This is a genomic window from Methyloceanibacter methanicus, from assembly GCF_001723285.1.
Classification (GTDB): domain Bacteria; phylum Pseudomonadota; class Alphaproteobacteria; order Rhizobiales; family Methyloligellaceae; genus Methyloceanibacter; species Methyloceanibacter methanicus.
Genome location: NZ_LPWG01000012.1, coordinates 376,410 through 389,827, shown reverse-complemented (window position 1 = coordinate 389,827; position 13,418 = coordinate 376,410). Strand labels below are relative to the sequence as shown.

The 13,418-nt window shown below is 64.6% G+C and carries 14 protein-coding genes and 1 pseudogene; 3 read left to right on the top strand and 12 right to left on the bottom strand.

From position 1 onward, the window contains the following. Window positions 1–8 precede the first annotated feature (8 nt). The 12 genes from parC to folK all read right to left on the bottom strand — a co-directional run bounded on the left by parC (window position 9) and on the right by folK (window position 11,606). The gene (parC, locus tag AUC68_RS11545; protein WP_069437750.1) at window positions 9–2,261 is read right to left on the bottom strand and encodes a DNA topoisomerase IV subunit A; all 2,253 of its coding nucleotides are present in this window, start codon (window positions 2,259–2,261) and stop codon (window positions 9–11) included. Continuing rightward, window positions 2,207–3,106 (bottom strand): DNA repair protein RecO, encoded by a 900-nt coding sequence (recO, locus tag AUC68_RS11540; protein ID WP_244500498.1) that lies wholly within the window; start codon window positions 3,104–3,106, stop codon window positions 2,207–2,209. The genes parC and recO overlap by 55 nt, the downstream gene beginning before the upstream one ends. An 87-nt stretch (window positions 3,107–3,193) precedes the next feature. Then, complete coding sequence (locus AUC68_RS11535; RefSeq protein WP_069437749.1) at window positions 3,194–3,574, bottom strand: hypothetical protein; 381 nt, start codon at window positions 3,572–3,574, stop codon at window positions 3,194–3,196. A 232-nt stretch (window positions 3,575–3,806) separates the two neighbouring features. After that, the gene (gene era, locus AUC68_RS11530) at window positions 3,807–4,736 is read right to left on the bottom strand and encodes a GTPase Era (RefSeq protein ID WP_069437748.1); all 930 of its coding nucleotides are present in this window, start codon (window positions 4,734–4,736) and stop codon (window positions 3,807–3,809) included. Continuing rightward, window positions 4,729–5,442 (bottom strand): ribonuclease III, encoded by a 714-nt coding sequence (rnc, locus tag AUC68_RS11525; protein WP_069437747.1) that lies wholly within the window; start codon window positions 5,440–5,442, stop codon window positions 4,729–4,731. The genes era and rnc overlap by 8 nt, the downstream gene beginning before the upstream one ends. 4 nt (window positions 5,443–5,446) lie before the next feature. Further along, entirely contained in the window at window positions 5,447–6,202 is a 756-nt protein-coding gene (gene lepB / locus AUC68_RS11520) for a signal peptidase I (RefSeq protein ID WP_069437746.1), read from the bottom strand. Between the two features lie 121 nt (window positions 6,203–6,323). Beyond that, window positions 6,324–6,728, bottom strand: coding sequence for a holo-ACP synthase (acpS, locus tag AUC68_RS11515; RefSeq protein WP_069437745.1), 405 nt, complete (start codon window positions 6,726–6,728; stop codon window positions 6,324–6,326). Next, entirely contained in the window at window positions 6,725–7,519 is a 795-nt protein-coding gene (locus tag AUC68_RS11510) for a pyridoxine 5'-phosphate synthase (RefSeq protein ID WP_425283228.1), read from the bottom strand. Before AUC68_RS11510 ends, acpS begins: the two co-directional genes overlap by 4 nt. A gap of 28 nt (window positions 7,520–7,547) precedes the next feature. Beyond that, a complete protein-coding gene (locus AUC68_RS11505) occupies window positions 7,548–8,093 on the bottom strand; it encodes a DUF2062 domain-containing protein (RefSeq protein ID WP_069437744.1) in 546 nt (181 codons plus the stop codon). Between the two features lie 126 nt (window positions 8,094–8,219). Further along, a complete protein-coding gene (locus AUC68_RS11500; protein ID WP_069437743.1) occupies window positions 8,220–10,436 on the bottom strand; it encodes a RelA/SpoT family protein in 2,217 nt (738 codons plus the stop codon). Between the two features lie 144 nt (window positions 10,437–10,580). Then, window positions 10,581–10,991 carry a DNA-directed RNA polymerase subunit omega gene (gene rpoZ / locus AUC68_RS11495; RefSeq protein ID WP_069437742.1) on the bottom strand — a complete coding sequence of 137 codons (411 nt, stop codon included), beginning with the start codon at window positions 10,989–10,991 and terminating at the stop codon, window positions 10,581–10,583. Between the two features lie 48 nt (window positions 10,992–11,039). Next, window positions 11,040–11,606, bottom strand: coding sequence for a 2-amino-4-hydroxy-6-hydroxymethyldihydropteridine diphosphokinase (gene folK, locus AUC68_RS11490; RefSeq protein ID WP_083240672.1), 567 nt, complete (start codon window positions 11,604–11,606; stop codon window positions 11,040–11,042). Between the two features lie 97 nt (window positions 11,607–11,703). On the opposite strand from folK, the gene AUC68_RS11485 reads away from it, so the two are divergent. The 3 genes and pseudogenes from AUC68_RS11485 to AUC68_RS17830 all read left to right on the top strand — a co-directional run. Then, window positions 11,704–12,315: a LabA-like NYN domain-containing protein gene (locus AUC68_RS11485; protein WP_069437740.1), complete on the top strand. Its 612-nt coding sequence runs from the start codon at window positions 11,704–11,706 to the stop codon at window positions 12,313–12,315. Between the two features lie 165 nt (window positions 12,316–12,480). Then, a complete protein-coding gene (locus AUC68_RS11480; protein ID WP_342027478.1) occupies window positions 12,481–13,071 on the top strand; it encodes a uracil-DNA glycosylase in 591 nt (196 codons plus the stop codon). Window positions 13,072–13,163: 92 nt separating this feature from the next. Beyond that, window positions 13,164–13,400: pseudogene (locus tag AUC68_RS17830) on the top strand (DUF3775 domain-containing protein); the annotation flags it as partial. Between the last annotated feature and the right edge of the window lie 18 nt (window positions 13,401–13,418).

Sequence of the window (13,418 nt, the reverse complement as noted above, 5' to 3'; positions counted from 1 at the left end):
CCGCCGCGCTAGAACTTGTCCCCGAACTTGCCCGACTTCGGAAAGCCTCGTGGCGGCAAGCGGCCGGCGGCGGCCCTGGCGCCCCACCAGTCGCGCAAGTCGGCGGACGCCAGGGTGAAGCTCCGCTTCGCCGCATCGATATAGACGAGCCCCTCTTTCTTCGCGAAGGTCTTCGCGTCCGCAAGGCCGCCGTCGCGATAGCGCTGCAACCGTACCGCCCTTGCGCGCGGCATCTCGGGCAGTTCGGAGAGCGGGAACAGCAACAGCTTCCGGTTGTCGCCGATGACGGCGACGCTGTCGCCGGACACCGGCGCGCAGACCGCCGCCTCGTCAGGCGCCTTCACATTCAGGATCTGCTTGCCCTTGCGCGTCATGGCGATCACGTCGTCTTCCGCCGCCACGAAGCCGTAGCCGCTCAATGAGGCCACAAGCAGTTTCCGGCCCGGCTGATGCACGATCAGCTCGACGCAATCCCCGGCGTCCTCGATGTCGATCATGAGGCGAAAGGGCTCCCCGTGTCCGCGCCCGCCCGGCAGCTTGTCGGCGGCGAGCGAGTAGAAACGCCCATTGGTAGCGAACAGCAGCAGCGTGTCGGTCGTTTGCGCGTGCAAGAGTTGCCTCAGCCGGTCGCCGTCCTTGAAGGACAGTTTCGAGACGTCCGTGTTGTGGCCCTTGATCGTCCGTATCCATCCTTTATCGGACAGGACAACGGTGATCGGCTCCTTCTCGATCATCGCCTCCGCCAGAACGTCCGCGACGTCTTCGGGCGCGTCCGCGAAACTGGTGCGGCGGCGGCCGAGTTCGGTCTTCGGGCTGAACGCCTCTTTCACGTCCTTGATCTCGTCGGCGATCCGTTTCCACTGCTTGTCTTCGGACTTCAGCAGCGCCGTCAGCTCCTTGCGCTCCTTGGTGAGCGCGTCGTGCTCACGGCGGATCTCCATCTCCTCCAGCTTCCGCAAGGCGCGCAGCCGCATGTTGAGAATGGCTTCGGCCTGGACGTCGGTGAGCTTGAACGCCTTGATGAGCACGGGCTTCGGCTCGTCCTCCTCCCGCACGATCTTGATGACCTTGTCGAGGTTCAGATAGACGATCAGGTAGCCGGCCAAGACCTCCAGCCGGTGGTCGATCTTGGAAAGCCGGAAGTTCGATCGCCGCACGAGCACCTGCTGCCGGTGCGCCAGCCATTCCAGCAGCACCTGGCGCAGACTCAGCACGTTCGGGATCTTGCCCTGGCTCAGCACGTTCATGTTGAGCGGCACGCGCGTCTCGAGTTCGGTCAGCTTGAACAGCGACTCCATGAGCAGCGTGGGATCGACGGTGCGGCTCTTGGGTTCCAGGACCAGCCGCACGTCCTCGGCGGACTCGTCGCGCACGTCGGCCAGCAGAGGCAGCTTCTTCGCCTGGAGCAATTCGGCGATGCGTGCGACGAGCCGCGCCTTCGGCACCTGATACGGAATCTCGGTGACCACGATCTGGTAGGTGCCGCGGCCCGCATCTTCCTTCTCCCAGCGCGCGCGCAGGCGGAACGAGCCCCGCCCCGTCTTGTAGGCCTCGACGATCTGTTCGCGCGGCTCGACCATGATCCCGCCCGTGGGCAGATCCGGGCCCGGCACGAAGGCGACGAGCTTGTCGGCGGTGGCATTGGGAAACTTGATGAGATGCAGCGCCGCGTCGCAGAGCTCGGCGACGTTGTGCGGCGGGATGTTCGTCGCCATACCGACGGCGATGCCCGAGGCCCCGTTGGCCAGCAGGTTCGGGAAGTTCGCCGGCAGCACGGACGGCTCCATCTCGCGCCCGTCGTAGTTGGGGCGGAAATCGACCGTGTCCTCGTCGATGCCTTCCAGGAGCCGCGCGGCGATGTCGGTCAGCCGCGCCTCGGTGTAGCGATCGGCGGCGGGGTTATCGCCGTCGATATTGCCGAAATTCCCCTGCCCGTCGACGAGCGGATAGCGCACGGCGAAATCCTGCGCGAGGCGGGCCAGCGCGTCGTAGATCGCCTGATTGCCGTGAGGATGGAAATTGCCCATCGTGTCGCCGACGATCTTCGCGCATTTGCGGAATTCGCCCTGCGGCTGCAGGCGCAGCTGCTGCATGGCGTAAAGCAGCCGCCGGTGCACGGGCTTCAGCCCGTCGCGCACGTCCGGAAGCGCCCGGTGGGTGATCGTGGACAGGGCGTAGGCGAGATAGCGCTCTTCCAGCGCCTCTTTCAGATCGATCGGTTCGATGGGCCCCTGCTCGGGGGGCGTCGCGCGTTTTCCCATGTGACGCGCTTAACGCATCCCGTGAGTCGCCTCAAGCGGCACACGGCCTCAGGCGGCGTGCGGCGCGCGTTGCAGCAGATCCAGCAACCGGCCCCGCGCGCGGGGAATTTGAGCCCGTGCGGGGCGAGCACGTCGCGCTCCAGGAAGTAGCCGATCAGATCGAACCCTGCGACGATGTCCGCGGGCGCGAGCGGCGCGGTGCTGTCGATCAGGAAGCGCGGCAGCGGCAGCATCTTGTCCGCGTAAGGCGCGCCGGCCTCGCGGCTGACGGCGCGTGCCGATTTGGGGGAGACATAGACCAGATCCTCGGTCGTGCCCGTGGCCGCGCAGGAGGTCAGGTCGAGGCCGAAGCCGAGCTCTTGGAGGAGCTGGAACTCCCAATAGACCAGCAGCGCCGGCCAGATCTCCGGCTCGGCGAACGAGCGCAGCACATGCAGGGTCGTCGCATAGAGTTCCGGGTGCGGGTCGCGCTCGGGCAGGAGCTTCACGAGTTCCCCGATCGTGCCGATGGCGGCAAGCGCGCGCGGATCGTCCAGCACACGGGCCCCGTGGGCTTCCATCAGTTCCACATGGTAACCGCCCAGGTGCTCGGCGAGCCGCGCCCGCCAGGTCACCCGGACGAGGTTGCCGGGCTGCAGCGTCGGGCGGATGCGCCGGGAACGCCCGCCGCGCACGAGCCCCAGATGGCGGCCGTGCTCGAGCGTCAAGACCTCCGCGATGAGGTTGGCCTCGCCGAGCGGCTTGCCGCTCAAGAAGATGCCTTCGTCGCTCCAGTCCACGTACGCTCCCGTCTTTGCGCGTTCCCGGCTGTGGCCGCTGCTGTCCGTATACGCAGCTTGGCCCACGATTCGTGGTGTTGCCTAGGCCATGGGCACAAGAAGTGATCTCGACGGAGCAGGATGTCTGCGTTGGCAAGGGGACGGGCGACGGAACTAGGGCGTGCTTGTCGAAGCGTTGACGAGCTCCTCGCAGCGCGGCGTCGCTTCGCCGAGATGGGCCAGCATCTCGGGGTCTTCCTTCTCAACGGCCAGTCCCATGCTGGTGGAGATGTCGCCAATCTCCACTTCCACCGCGTCCTTTGTCTTCGTGTCCTTTGCGGCTTCGAACGCGAGCTCTCGCGCCTTCTCCGTCAGGTCCTGCCAATAGCTTACGGGCTTGCCGTTGCCGCCGCTGCCCTTTTGTGCGAGTTCCTTGTTTACGTAGAAAATCCCTGCGCACTTTGCTTCGTCGATCGCCTTGTCAAAGGCAAAGGCCAGCGTTGCGCTCGTTCCAAAGGTTATGACCAGAAATGGCTTGAGAATTATGTGCTTCATGTCAGTGCCCACAAATTGAATGCTGCTTCTAATTCTTCGCTTAGCCTTGTGCCGAGGTCGGGAGAATGCCCGGGACTGCGCAAACCTTTACCTGGGCATATGACAGCCATGCGACAGCCGGTCACGTTTTGGCGCTGCTCCGAAACCGCGGACCGTCTTTGAGGGTGTCTGCGCTAACGCCGTCTGTTGCGACCCTGGTTGCGCGAGGCTGGGCCGGCCACGTCCGGCGCGCTCAGCTCTTGGGATAGTCGAGGCCCATTTCGCGGAAACGCTCGGGATCTTCGCCCCAGCGCTCGCGCACCTTTACGAACAGGAACAGATGGACCGGCACGCCCGCGATCTCGGCGATCTCCTCGCGCGCCGCCTGGCCGATCTCCCTGATCATCTGGCCCTTGGCGCCGAGTACGATCCGCCGCTGGCTCTCGCGTTCGACGAAGATGGTTTGTTCGATGCGGACGCTTTGGTCCTTGAGCTCTTTCCACGCGGTGGTCTCGACCGTGAGCGCGTAAGGCAGCTCTTCGTGCAGGCGCAAGAACAGCTTCTCCCGGGTGATCTCGGCCGCGGTCTGCCTCAGCGAGGCATCCGAGAGCTGGTCCTCCGGAAACAGCCAAGGTCCTTCGGCAACGGCATTTGCGAGATAGGCCCGCAAATCGTCCACGCCGTCCCCGGTCAGCGCCGACACCATGAAGATCTCGGCGAAGGCCTTGAGCGCCATGAGCTCGGACGTGAGCTTCAGGAGCGCCGGCTTCTTGACGAGATCGACCTTGTTCAGCACCGCGATCACCGGCCGGTTGAGTTCAGGCAGATGTTCGACGATGGGCGCAAGCTTGTCGTCGAGCCCGCGCGCCGCATCCACCACGAGAGCCACGATGTCGGCGTCCCCGGCCCGGTCCCACGCCGCTTGGGCCATGGCCCGATCGAGACGGCGCTTGGGCTGAAAAATGCCGGGCGTATCGACCAGGATCACTTGCGCCTCACCCGCCAGCACGATCCCGCGCACCGGCCCGCGCGTGGTCTGCGCCTTGTGGGTCACGATGGACACCTTGGCGCCGACCAGCGCGTTCGTCAGGGTCGACTTGCCGCTGTTGGGCGCGCCGATCAAGGCCACGAACCCGCAGCGCGTCGGGCCGTCGGGCGTATCGGTCGTTGGCAGGTCAGTCATTGGCGGCCGCCTGCCAGACGCCTTCGCGCAGCAGCATGGCCAGGGCCGCGGCCTGTTCGGCCGCGCGCTTGTTCGCACCCTCGCCCCGCTCGGGGGCAATGCCCGCCACATGCACTTCGGCGGTGAAGCGCGGGGCATGGTCCGGGCCTTCGCGGGCGACCTCGATGTAGTTCGGCAGCGGCAGCTGGCGCCCTTGCGCCCACTCCTGCAAGACGGACTTGGCGTCGGGCGCGGCATCTTTCAGCTCGGCGAGATACGGCTCCCACGTCCGCCAGATGACATCGCGCGCGACATCGTAGCCGGCATCGGAGAACACGGCGCCCAGCACCGCCTCGCAGGCATTGGCGAGAATCGTCTTCTTGCGCCGTCCGCCGGAGCCCGCCTCGCCACCACTCATCAGGATGTAATCGCCCAGTTGCCAGCTTTGACCGGCCTCGGCGCAGGTTTCGGTGCGGACGAGATGGTTGAACCAGCGCGCCAGCTCCCCTTCGCTCGCCTGGGGGAAGCGTTCCGAGAGCAGTTGCGCGATGGCCAGACCCAAGACGCGGTCGCCCAGGAACTCAAGACGCTCGTTGTCTTCGTTCGGTTTCGAACCGGGGTGCGTGCTGGCATGGGTCAGGGCAAGTTTCAAAAGTGCGGGCGTCTCGAAGGTGTGTCCGACACGTTCGGCCAACCGGCCGATATCCGAGATGCGCCGCTTGCCCACGATCCTAGTTCACCGATTTGAATATGCGGTTCCAGCGAACGTCGGTCGGCCAGCGCCAGACCTGCCAGAAACTCGAATCCTCGTCGATGGAGAAGAAGATCACCTGAGCCTTGCCGACGAGGTTTTCGAAGGGGACGAACCCGACCTCCGACAGAAAACGGCTGTCGGTGGAGTTGTCGCGATTGTCGCCCATCATGAAGAAGTGCCCCTCGGGCACCTTGTAGACATCCGTATTGTCGCCGACCCCCTCGTTGACGAGATCCAGCACGGGATAGCTGACGCCGTTGGGAAGCGTCTCCATGTAGCGGGTGAAGTGGCGGTTCTCCCTACCAAAGCCCGGCATGACGAAGTCTTCGACCTTCACCTTGTCCACGGCCTTGCCGTTGATGTGCAGGACCCCTTGGATCATCTGGATCTCGTCGCCGGGAAGGCCGATCACGCGCTTGATGTAGTCGGTGTCGTTGTCGCTGGGCAATTTGAAGACCACGACGTCCCCGCGCTCGGGCTCCGCGGCCCAGACGCGTCCGGAGAACAGGTTCAAGCCGAACGGAAACGAGTAGCGGCTATAGCCGTAGCTGTATTTCGAGACGAACAGATAATCGCCCACCAGCAGCGTGGGGATCATGGAGCCCGAAGGAATGTTGAAGGGCTGAAACAGAAACACGCGCACGATCAGCGCGAGAATGAGGGCGTGAATGACGACGCGAACCGTCTCCCAATTACTTCCCTTTGAGGCCATTTTGTCCGCGTCCACACTCATGCGGCGCTCTCCTTAGGTTGCGCGCCCGCCAAGCAGGGCATCCCTTCGTCAATGGAACTTGAGCCCCTATAGACCCTCGCCCCGTCTTGGGCAAACGAAGGACGCGGTCAGTGGCGCAATTTTAAGGCGATCTCCGGATCGCCGAAATGATGACGATAGCCTGTGCCGTCGGAAAATCGTCGGTGATGGTGAGATCGATCCGCACGTCATGCCCTGCCGGGGTCAATTCCTCCAGGACACGCGCCGCGCCGCCCGTGAGCTCCAAGGTGGGTCGCCCCGAGGGGAGATTGACCACCCCGAGGTCATGCCAGAAGACCCCGCGGCGGAACCCGGTGCCGAGCGCCTTGGCGCAAGCTTCCTTGGCGGCGAAGCGCTTGGCATAGGAGGCGGCCCGCAGGGCCCGGCGGTCCGACTTGTCCCGTTCGGTCTCGGTGAAGACCCGGAGCAGGAAGCGGTCGCCATAGCGCTCGATCGTCTTTTCGATCCGGCGGATGTCGATGATGTCGTTGCCGAGCCCGATGATCATGAGGCGACGCTGTCCCCCGCAGGGAGGCGCGCCGCGTCACGTCCGCGGTCCATGGCCGTGCGCATGCGCCGAACCGCCTCGCCGAGGCCGATGAAGACCGCCTCACCGACGAGGAAGTGCCCGATGTTGAGCTCCACGATCTCCGGGAGCGTCGATATTTTTTGGGCCGTCGCATAGTTGAGGCCGTGGCCTGCATGGACCTCGAGCCCAAGACGATGCGCAAAGGCAGCCCCGTCGACGATGGCCTGCCACTCCGTTTCGGCGTCGGCTTCGCGCCTTTCGGTGACGGCGTCGCACCAACCGCCCGTATGGATTTCGATGGCCGGGGCAGCCAGGCGCGCGGCTGCCTCGATCTGCGGCCGCTCGGCCCCGATGAAGAGCGAAACCTTGATGCCCGCCTGGCCCAAGGCGGCGACGACCGGTGCGAGCTGGTTGTGCTGCGCGACCGCATCGAGACCGCCCTCGGTCGTGCGTTCCTCCCGGCGTTCGGGCACGAGACAGACATCGGGAGGGGCCGCCTTCAGGGCAATCGCCGTCATCTCGTCGGTCGCAGCCATCTCCATGTTGAGTGGGCAGTCGACCTCCGCCAGCAGGCGCGCGATGTCGTCGTCGCGAATATGGCGGCGGTCTTCGCGCAGATGCGCGGTGATGTTGTCGGCACCGGCTTTGGCGGCGAGGTTCGCCGCCGCAACCGGATCGGGCCAAGCGCCGCCGCGCGCGTTCCGGAGCGTCGCCACGTGATCGATATTGATGCCCAACCGGATTCTCGGCACGCGCATCACGGTTTCCATTGCCATACCTTTCTCACCGGACGCAGCCTCATCGGGTGCCGACGGCTTCGTTCGGCGGCCGAAGCTCCCGGCGCCGGTGCTGGTAAGCGTTCACCGCCGGTCTCACCAGGACATAGGTGAGAAGCGCGAGCGCCACGCCGATCGGAATCGAGCCGAGAGTCATCGGCTTCAGCAGGGTCCAAATCTGGTCCGTCTGAAAGATGCCCTGCGACAGGTCGAGCTTCACATCGCCGTCGTCCCTGCCCAGCATCAGCGACCCCACCTCGTAACTGCCCACCCAAAACAGCGGATATGTGAGCGGATTGCCCACGAACGTTCCGAGCAGCGCCGCGACGATGCTGCCCCCCACGATCCAGGCCAGCGCCGCCGAAAGGGCCATATGAAATCCGATGAAGGGCGTCGAGGACACGAACACGCCGGCCGCAAAGCCTAGCGCCACCGCATGCGGTGTCGCACTCAAGCGGCGCACGCGATGAACCACGTAGCGGGTCGAACGTCCCCAGCTGCGGCGCGGCCACAACGACACCCGTAACCGGTTCAGCAAGCTTTCGGCCTCGCGGCGCTTGAACAGCATATCTACCTCGTTGCAGGGCTACTTGCATGCGCGCCTGCCGTTTCCCGCCGCTTCTCCGCCTGCCGGCGAACGAGCCCTATCATATTTGGTGGTTTTTTGCCCGTCGTACCAGTGTCTTGTGGGGCGTCAGTCCTCGGCCCGGACGGCGGCGCTGACCACGTCCTTCGCACGCAAGCCGGTCAGGATCTCGTTGAGATGCTGAAGATCCCAGACATCGATGTCGATGAGCATCTCCGTGTAATCGGCCACTTGATTGGTCATCTTGATGTTTTGGATATTGCCGTCGACCTCGCCGATGACCGTGGCGATCTGCGCAAGGCTCCCCGGCTCGTTCATGGCCGTCACGGCGATCTTCGCCGGAAAGCGCTGAGGATTGTCCTCGTCGATGTCCCAGGTGACGTCGATCCAGCGTTCGGGCTCGTCGTCGAACGCCTTCAGGGCGCTAGCGTGAATGGGATAGATGGTAATGCCCTGGCCAGGCGTGAGAATGCCGACGATCCGGTCGCCGGGAATCGCGCCGCCGTCGGCGAAGTTCACCGGCAGGCCGCTCCGGAGCCCGCGAATGGGAATGCCTTCCGGGCCCTTGGGATCCGCCTTCCCCCCTGAGCCCGGCCAACGGAATTTCAGCCCCATGACCTTGCCGAGACCGAACCAGCCTTCGTCGCTGCGCTTCACTTCGCGGCGGCGCTTCGGGGGCTCGGTGGAGATCTCCTCGGGGAAGGCCGCGCGGAAGACGTTCTCGGAGGCCAACTCGCCGCGCCCGACGGCCGTCACCACGTCTTCGGCCGTCTTCTGAGACAGGCGCGGCAGGCCCTTGGCGATCGCCTCTTCGTTGAAGGTCCGGCCGTGGCGGCGGAACGCCCGATCGAGAATTTCGCGACCGAGCTTCTCATATTGAAGGCGCACGGCATCGCGCGAGGCACGCCGGATCGCCGACCGCGCTTTGCCGGTGACGGCCAGGCGTTCCCACGCCCCCGGGGGCGACTGCGCCTCCGAGCACACGATCTCGACCTCGTCACCATTCCGCAGCGCCGAGGCCAGCGGCATGGGCCGGCCGTTGATCTTGGCGCCCACCGCCGTGTTGCCCACTTGAGTGTGCACCGCATAGGCGAAGTCGATGCAGTTGGCCCCGCGCGGCAGCGCGATCAGGCGACCTTTGGGGGTGAAGCAGAACACCTGGTCGTGGAACAGCTCCAGCTTGGTGTGTTCCAGAAACTCTTCGGGGTTGTCGCCTTCGAGCAAGATGCCAACCAGATGCGTCAACCATCTGTAGGCACTGGAATCCTGGGCGGGCACCTTCTTCCCGCTATCGAGATCCTTGTAGAGCGCGTGCGCGGCGACGCCATACTCGGCGATCGCGTGCATGTCCTCGGTCCGGATCTGAAGTTCCACGCGCTGGTGCCGCGGGCCGACAATGGTCGTATGGATCGACTGATAGTCGTTCTGCTTCGGGTTCGAGATGTAGTCCTTGAACCGGCCTGGAACGGTGTGCCAGCTCGTATGGACCACGGCGAGCGCCCGGTAGCAGTCGGGAATCTTGGGGACGACGATGCGGAACGCATAGATGTCGGAGAGCTGCTCCAGCGAAATCTGCTTCCGCTCCATCTTGCTCCAGATCGCGTATGGCTTCTTCTCGCGTCCGGCGACGACGGCTTTCACGCGCGCGTTCTTGAGCTTCGACGTGAGCGCGCCCTGGATCTCGTCGATCAGGCCCTGATTGTCCTCCCGCAGCGCCTTCAAGCGCTCGGACACGGTGGCGTAGGCTTCGGGGTTCAGCCAACGGAAGGACAGATCCTCGAGTTCCTCGCGCAGCCATTGCATGCCCATGCGGCCCGCCAGCGGCGCGTAGATGTCCATCGTCTCTTCGGCGATGGTCTTCCGCTTGGCCGGCTTCATGTGCTCGAGGGTCCGCATATTGTGCAGGCGGTCGGCGAGCTTCACGAGCAGAACCCGGATATCGCTCGAGATCGCCAGCAGAAGCTTGCGGAAATTCTCGGCCTGCTCGGCCTTCTTGGTGACGAGATCGAGCTTCTTGATCTTGGTCAGCCCGTCGACCAGCGTTCCGATCTCCGCGCCGAACAGCGCATCGATCTCGGCGCGCGTCGCTTCGGTATCCTCGATGGTGTCGTGGAGCAGCGCCGTGGCGATGGTCGCATCGTCCAGGCGCATCTCCGCCAGGATCGCGGCCACTTCCAGCGGATGGGAGAAATACGGGGCGCCGGAGGCGCGCTTCTGATTGCCGTGCGCCTTCATGGCGTACACATAGGCGCGGTTCAGCAGCGCCTCGTTGGCGGTCGGCTGATAGTCCAGAATGCGTTCGACAAGTTCGTATTGGCGGGTCATCTCAGGCCGCCACAATGGCGCGCAAGACCGTGCCGGCACAAGGCTTTTGCCGACGCCAACGTTACCGGATGTCTAAGGCCGCTTTGCGTGCCGAAATGGGGCGAGGCGTGTCGTGACGTGCCCCGCCCGTGGCCACCCGGCGCGCTAGCGCGCGCGCGGTCCCGCATTGGAGCCATCCGAAGGCGCCTGGGTCGCCATGCGGCGCAGCAGTTCTTCTTCGGTCATGCGATCGATCTGCGTGTCGGTGGACTGATCGTCCTGACCGAGAACGGGCATGCGCGTGTCCTGCGACAGGGCCGGAACGGCTTCGGCCTCGGGCTCGTCCACTTCCACGTATTTCTGCATGGAGTGGATGAAGTCCTCCTTGAGGTCGTCCGGCGTGAACTTCTTCTCGGCGATCTCGCGCAAGGAAACGACGGGGTTCTTGTCGTTGTCGCGCGGTACGGTGAGCTGAGCCCCGGCCGAAATCGTGCGGGCGCGGTGGCTAGCCAGAAGAACGAGCTCGAAGCGGTTCGGAATCTTGTCGATGCAGTCCTCGACGGTGACGCGAGCCATCTGAAAGTCCTTTTGGAATGGGCTGAATTTAGCCCCTATGTAGGCAAATCACGCCCCTCTGGCAAGTCGCGTCTCAGGCGCCAGCGTCCGCAGGACCCGCCCTTCCCGTCCTAGCGCGAGCCGGCGCCACAGCACTTCAGCCGATTCCTTCGTGACCGGATGGCGCCAGCCAGGTGCCACGTCGAGCAGCGGGCGCAGCACGAACGGCCGCGCCTCGATCCAGGGATGGGGCAGAATCAGCGGCCGGCGCCCGGCCCTCGAAAACCGTGGAACCGCGCCACGCCAGTTCCGTACCCGCCCTTTGTAATCCAGAATGTCCACATCGAGCGTGCGTGGCCCCCAGGGACTTCCGCCCCTGCGTCCCGCCGCCCGCTCGATCTGTTTCAGCCGCCGCAGCAGGGCCTCCGGAGACATCGCCGTCTCGATCACGGCCACCGCGTTCACGTAAGACGGCTGGCCGGCGCGGCCCACCGCCGCAGTCTCGTAAAGTTGCGAGACCGCCTTCACCCGGACGCCGTTCCGATCGAGCTCGGCCAGAGCGCGCTGAATGGTCTGGCATGGCTCTCCCCACGGGCCGGGATAATTTGCCCCAATTCCTAGCAGTATCTGAGACATTGCGACCAATTGCGGAGCCCCTGCGCCTACACCAGACTAAGCCGTTCTGTGCGTGTGTATTCTCGCACCAACCAGATTCTCGTCGTTAGGACCAGAGATGCACTTCTATCCTACGGAACGGATTGCTTTGTTTATTGACGGCGCGAATTTGTACGCCGCTTCCAAGACCCTTTCCTTCGACATCGATTACAAGAGGCTCCTCGCCCTGTTCCGCGCGAAAGGACAGCTCGTGCGCGCGCTCTACTACACGGCGCTCGCCGAGGAGCAGGAATATTCGTCAATTCGTCCCCTGATCGATTGGCTGGACTACAACGGCTACACAATGGTGACCAAGCCAACCAAGGAGTTCGTCGACTCCGCGGGCCGGCGCAAGATCAAGGGCAACATGGATATCGAACTTACGGTCGATGCCATGGAGCTCGCCGAACATCTCGACCATCTCGTGATCTTTTCCGGCGACGGCGACTTCCGCTCCCTCGTCGAGTCGCTGCAGCACAAAGGTAAGCGCGTCAGTGTGGTCTCGACGCTGTCGACCAACCCGCCGATGGTCGCCGATGAGTTGCGCCGTCAGGCCGATCAGTTCATCGACCTTGTGGATCTGCGCGACGAGATCGGCCGCATGCCGGCCGAACGCGGTCAGCGCGACAACCGCCACCGGACCGACCCCGAATCGGCGCCCTTCGAGGCTCCGCACCTGGTCGAGACCTAGCGCGAACTCGGGCGGCGCCTGTTGGCGCCCCCTCGCCCTCTGGTCTTCCGCCGTCCGGAACGCTACGCATGGGGCCCCATGCGATTTTCAGGTCGTTCGCCGGACATGCTCTCGTTGGAAACACACGCCGAACCCGAAGCGGATTGTAGCTTGTGCGACCGCCTCGTGGCATTCCGCAAAGACAATGCCGCCGCCCATCCAGACTGGTTCAACGGTGCCGTGCCTTCGTTCGGCCCGGACACGGCCCGGCTCCTGATCGTCGGGCTCGCGCCTGGCCTGAAGGGCGCGAACCGGACCGGCAGGCCCTTCTGGGGCGATTTCGCCGGCGACCTCCTCTATCCGACGCTTCTCAAGACCGGCCTCGCGCGCGGCGAGCACGATGTACTCCGCCCCGAGGCGCTGAGCCTCGTCGATTGCATGATCACCAACGCCGTGCGCTGCGTCCCGCCGCAGAACAAGCCGACAACCGGGGAGATCAAATGCTGCCGCCGGTTCCTTGACGGGCGAAAGGCGGCGCTCCCCTCTTTGCGTGCTCTCCTCGCGATCGGACGCGTGGCCCATGACAGCATCCTGTCGAGTTTCGCGGCGAAGAAACGGGACTTCCCGTTCGCCCACGGCGCCCGGCATCGGCTCCCGAGCGGTCTTGAACTGTTCGACTCGTTCCACTGCTCCCGCCTCAACACCAATACCGGGCGCCTGACGCCGGAGATGTTCGAGCGCGTGGTCGGGGATGCGGCCGCAAGCCTCAGGGATTGAGTCTCAGGGATTGAGTTGCTGGCGTCGGCCAAGTCGGGCATGCTTTCGCCTTGGTCCGTGGAATTTCGAGAGGATGCCGGTCTCCGGCAGCGATGTTGATGGCAGGGATAGAGATTTCCCCGACAAAGGTAGGTTTTGTGATCGTCAAGGCGCGCGAATACGGCGCGAAGGTCGGCGCCTGGGACGAAAGCGCCACGTCCGATCACGACGCCGAGTCGATCCTCGAAGACTTCGCCGACGACTCGACCGTGGCCGAGCTGATTGAGTTCATTCGCGACCTCAACGTGGACGAGCAGTTGAGCCTGGTCGCGCTGGCCTGGATCGGCCGTGGCTCGTTCGGGGCGGAC

What these genes read in the sequence shown, in the direction of transcription:
- parC (WP_069437750.1), bottom strand. Translation starts at nt 2,261, where the DNA reads ATGGGAAAACGCGCGACGCCCCCCGAGCAGGGGCCCATCGAACCGATC.
- AUC68_RS11535 (WP_069437749.1), bottom strand. Translation starts at nt 3,574, where the DNA reads ATGAAGCACATAATTCTCAAGCCATTTCTGGTCATAACCTTTGGAACG.
- era (WP_069437748.1), bottom strand. Translation starts at nt 4,736, where the DNA reads ATGACTGACCTGCCAACGACCGATACGCCCGACGGCCCGACGCGCTGC.
- lepB (WP_069437746.1), bottom strand. Translation starts at nt 6,202, where the DNA reads ATGAGTGTGGACGCGGACAAAATGGCCTCAAAGGGAAGTAATTGGGAG.
- acpS (WP_069437745.1), bottom strand. Translation starts at nt 6,728, where the DNA reads ATGATCATCGGGCTCGGCAACGACATCATCGACATCCGCCGGATCGAA.
- AUC68_RS11510 (WP_425283228.1), bottom strand. Translation starts at nt 7,519, where the DNA reads ATGGAAACCGTGATGCGCGTGCCGAGAATCCGGTTGGGCATCAATATC.
- AUC68_RS11505 (WP_069437744.1), bottom strand. Translation starts at nt 8,093, where the DNA reads ATGCTGTTCAAGCGCCGCGAGGCCGAAAGCTTGCTGAACCGGTTACGG.
- AUC68_RS11500 (WP_069437743.1), bottom strand. Translation starts at nt 10,436, where the DNA reads ATGACCCGCCAATACGAACTTGTCGAACGCATTCTGGACTATCAGCCG.
- rpoZ (WP_069437742.1), bottom strand. Translation starts at nt 10,991, where the DNA reads ATGGCTCGCGTCACCGTCGAGGACTGCATCGACAAGATTCCGAACCGC.
- folK (WP_083240672.1), bottom strand. Translation starts at nt 11,606, where the DNA reads ATGTCTCAGATACTGCTAGGAATTGGGGCAAATTATCCCGGCCCGTGG.
- AUC68_RS11485 (WP_069437740.1), top strand. Translation starts at nt 11,704, where the DNA reads ATGCACTTCTATCCTACGGAACGGATTGCTTTGTTTATTGACGGCGCG.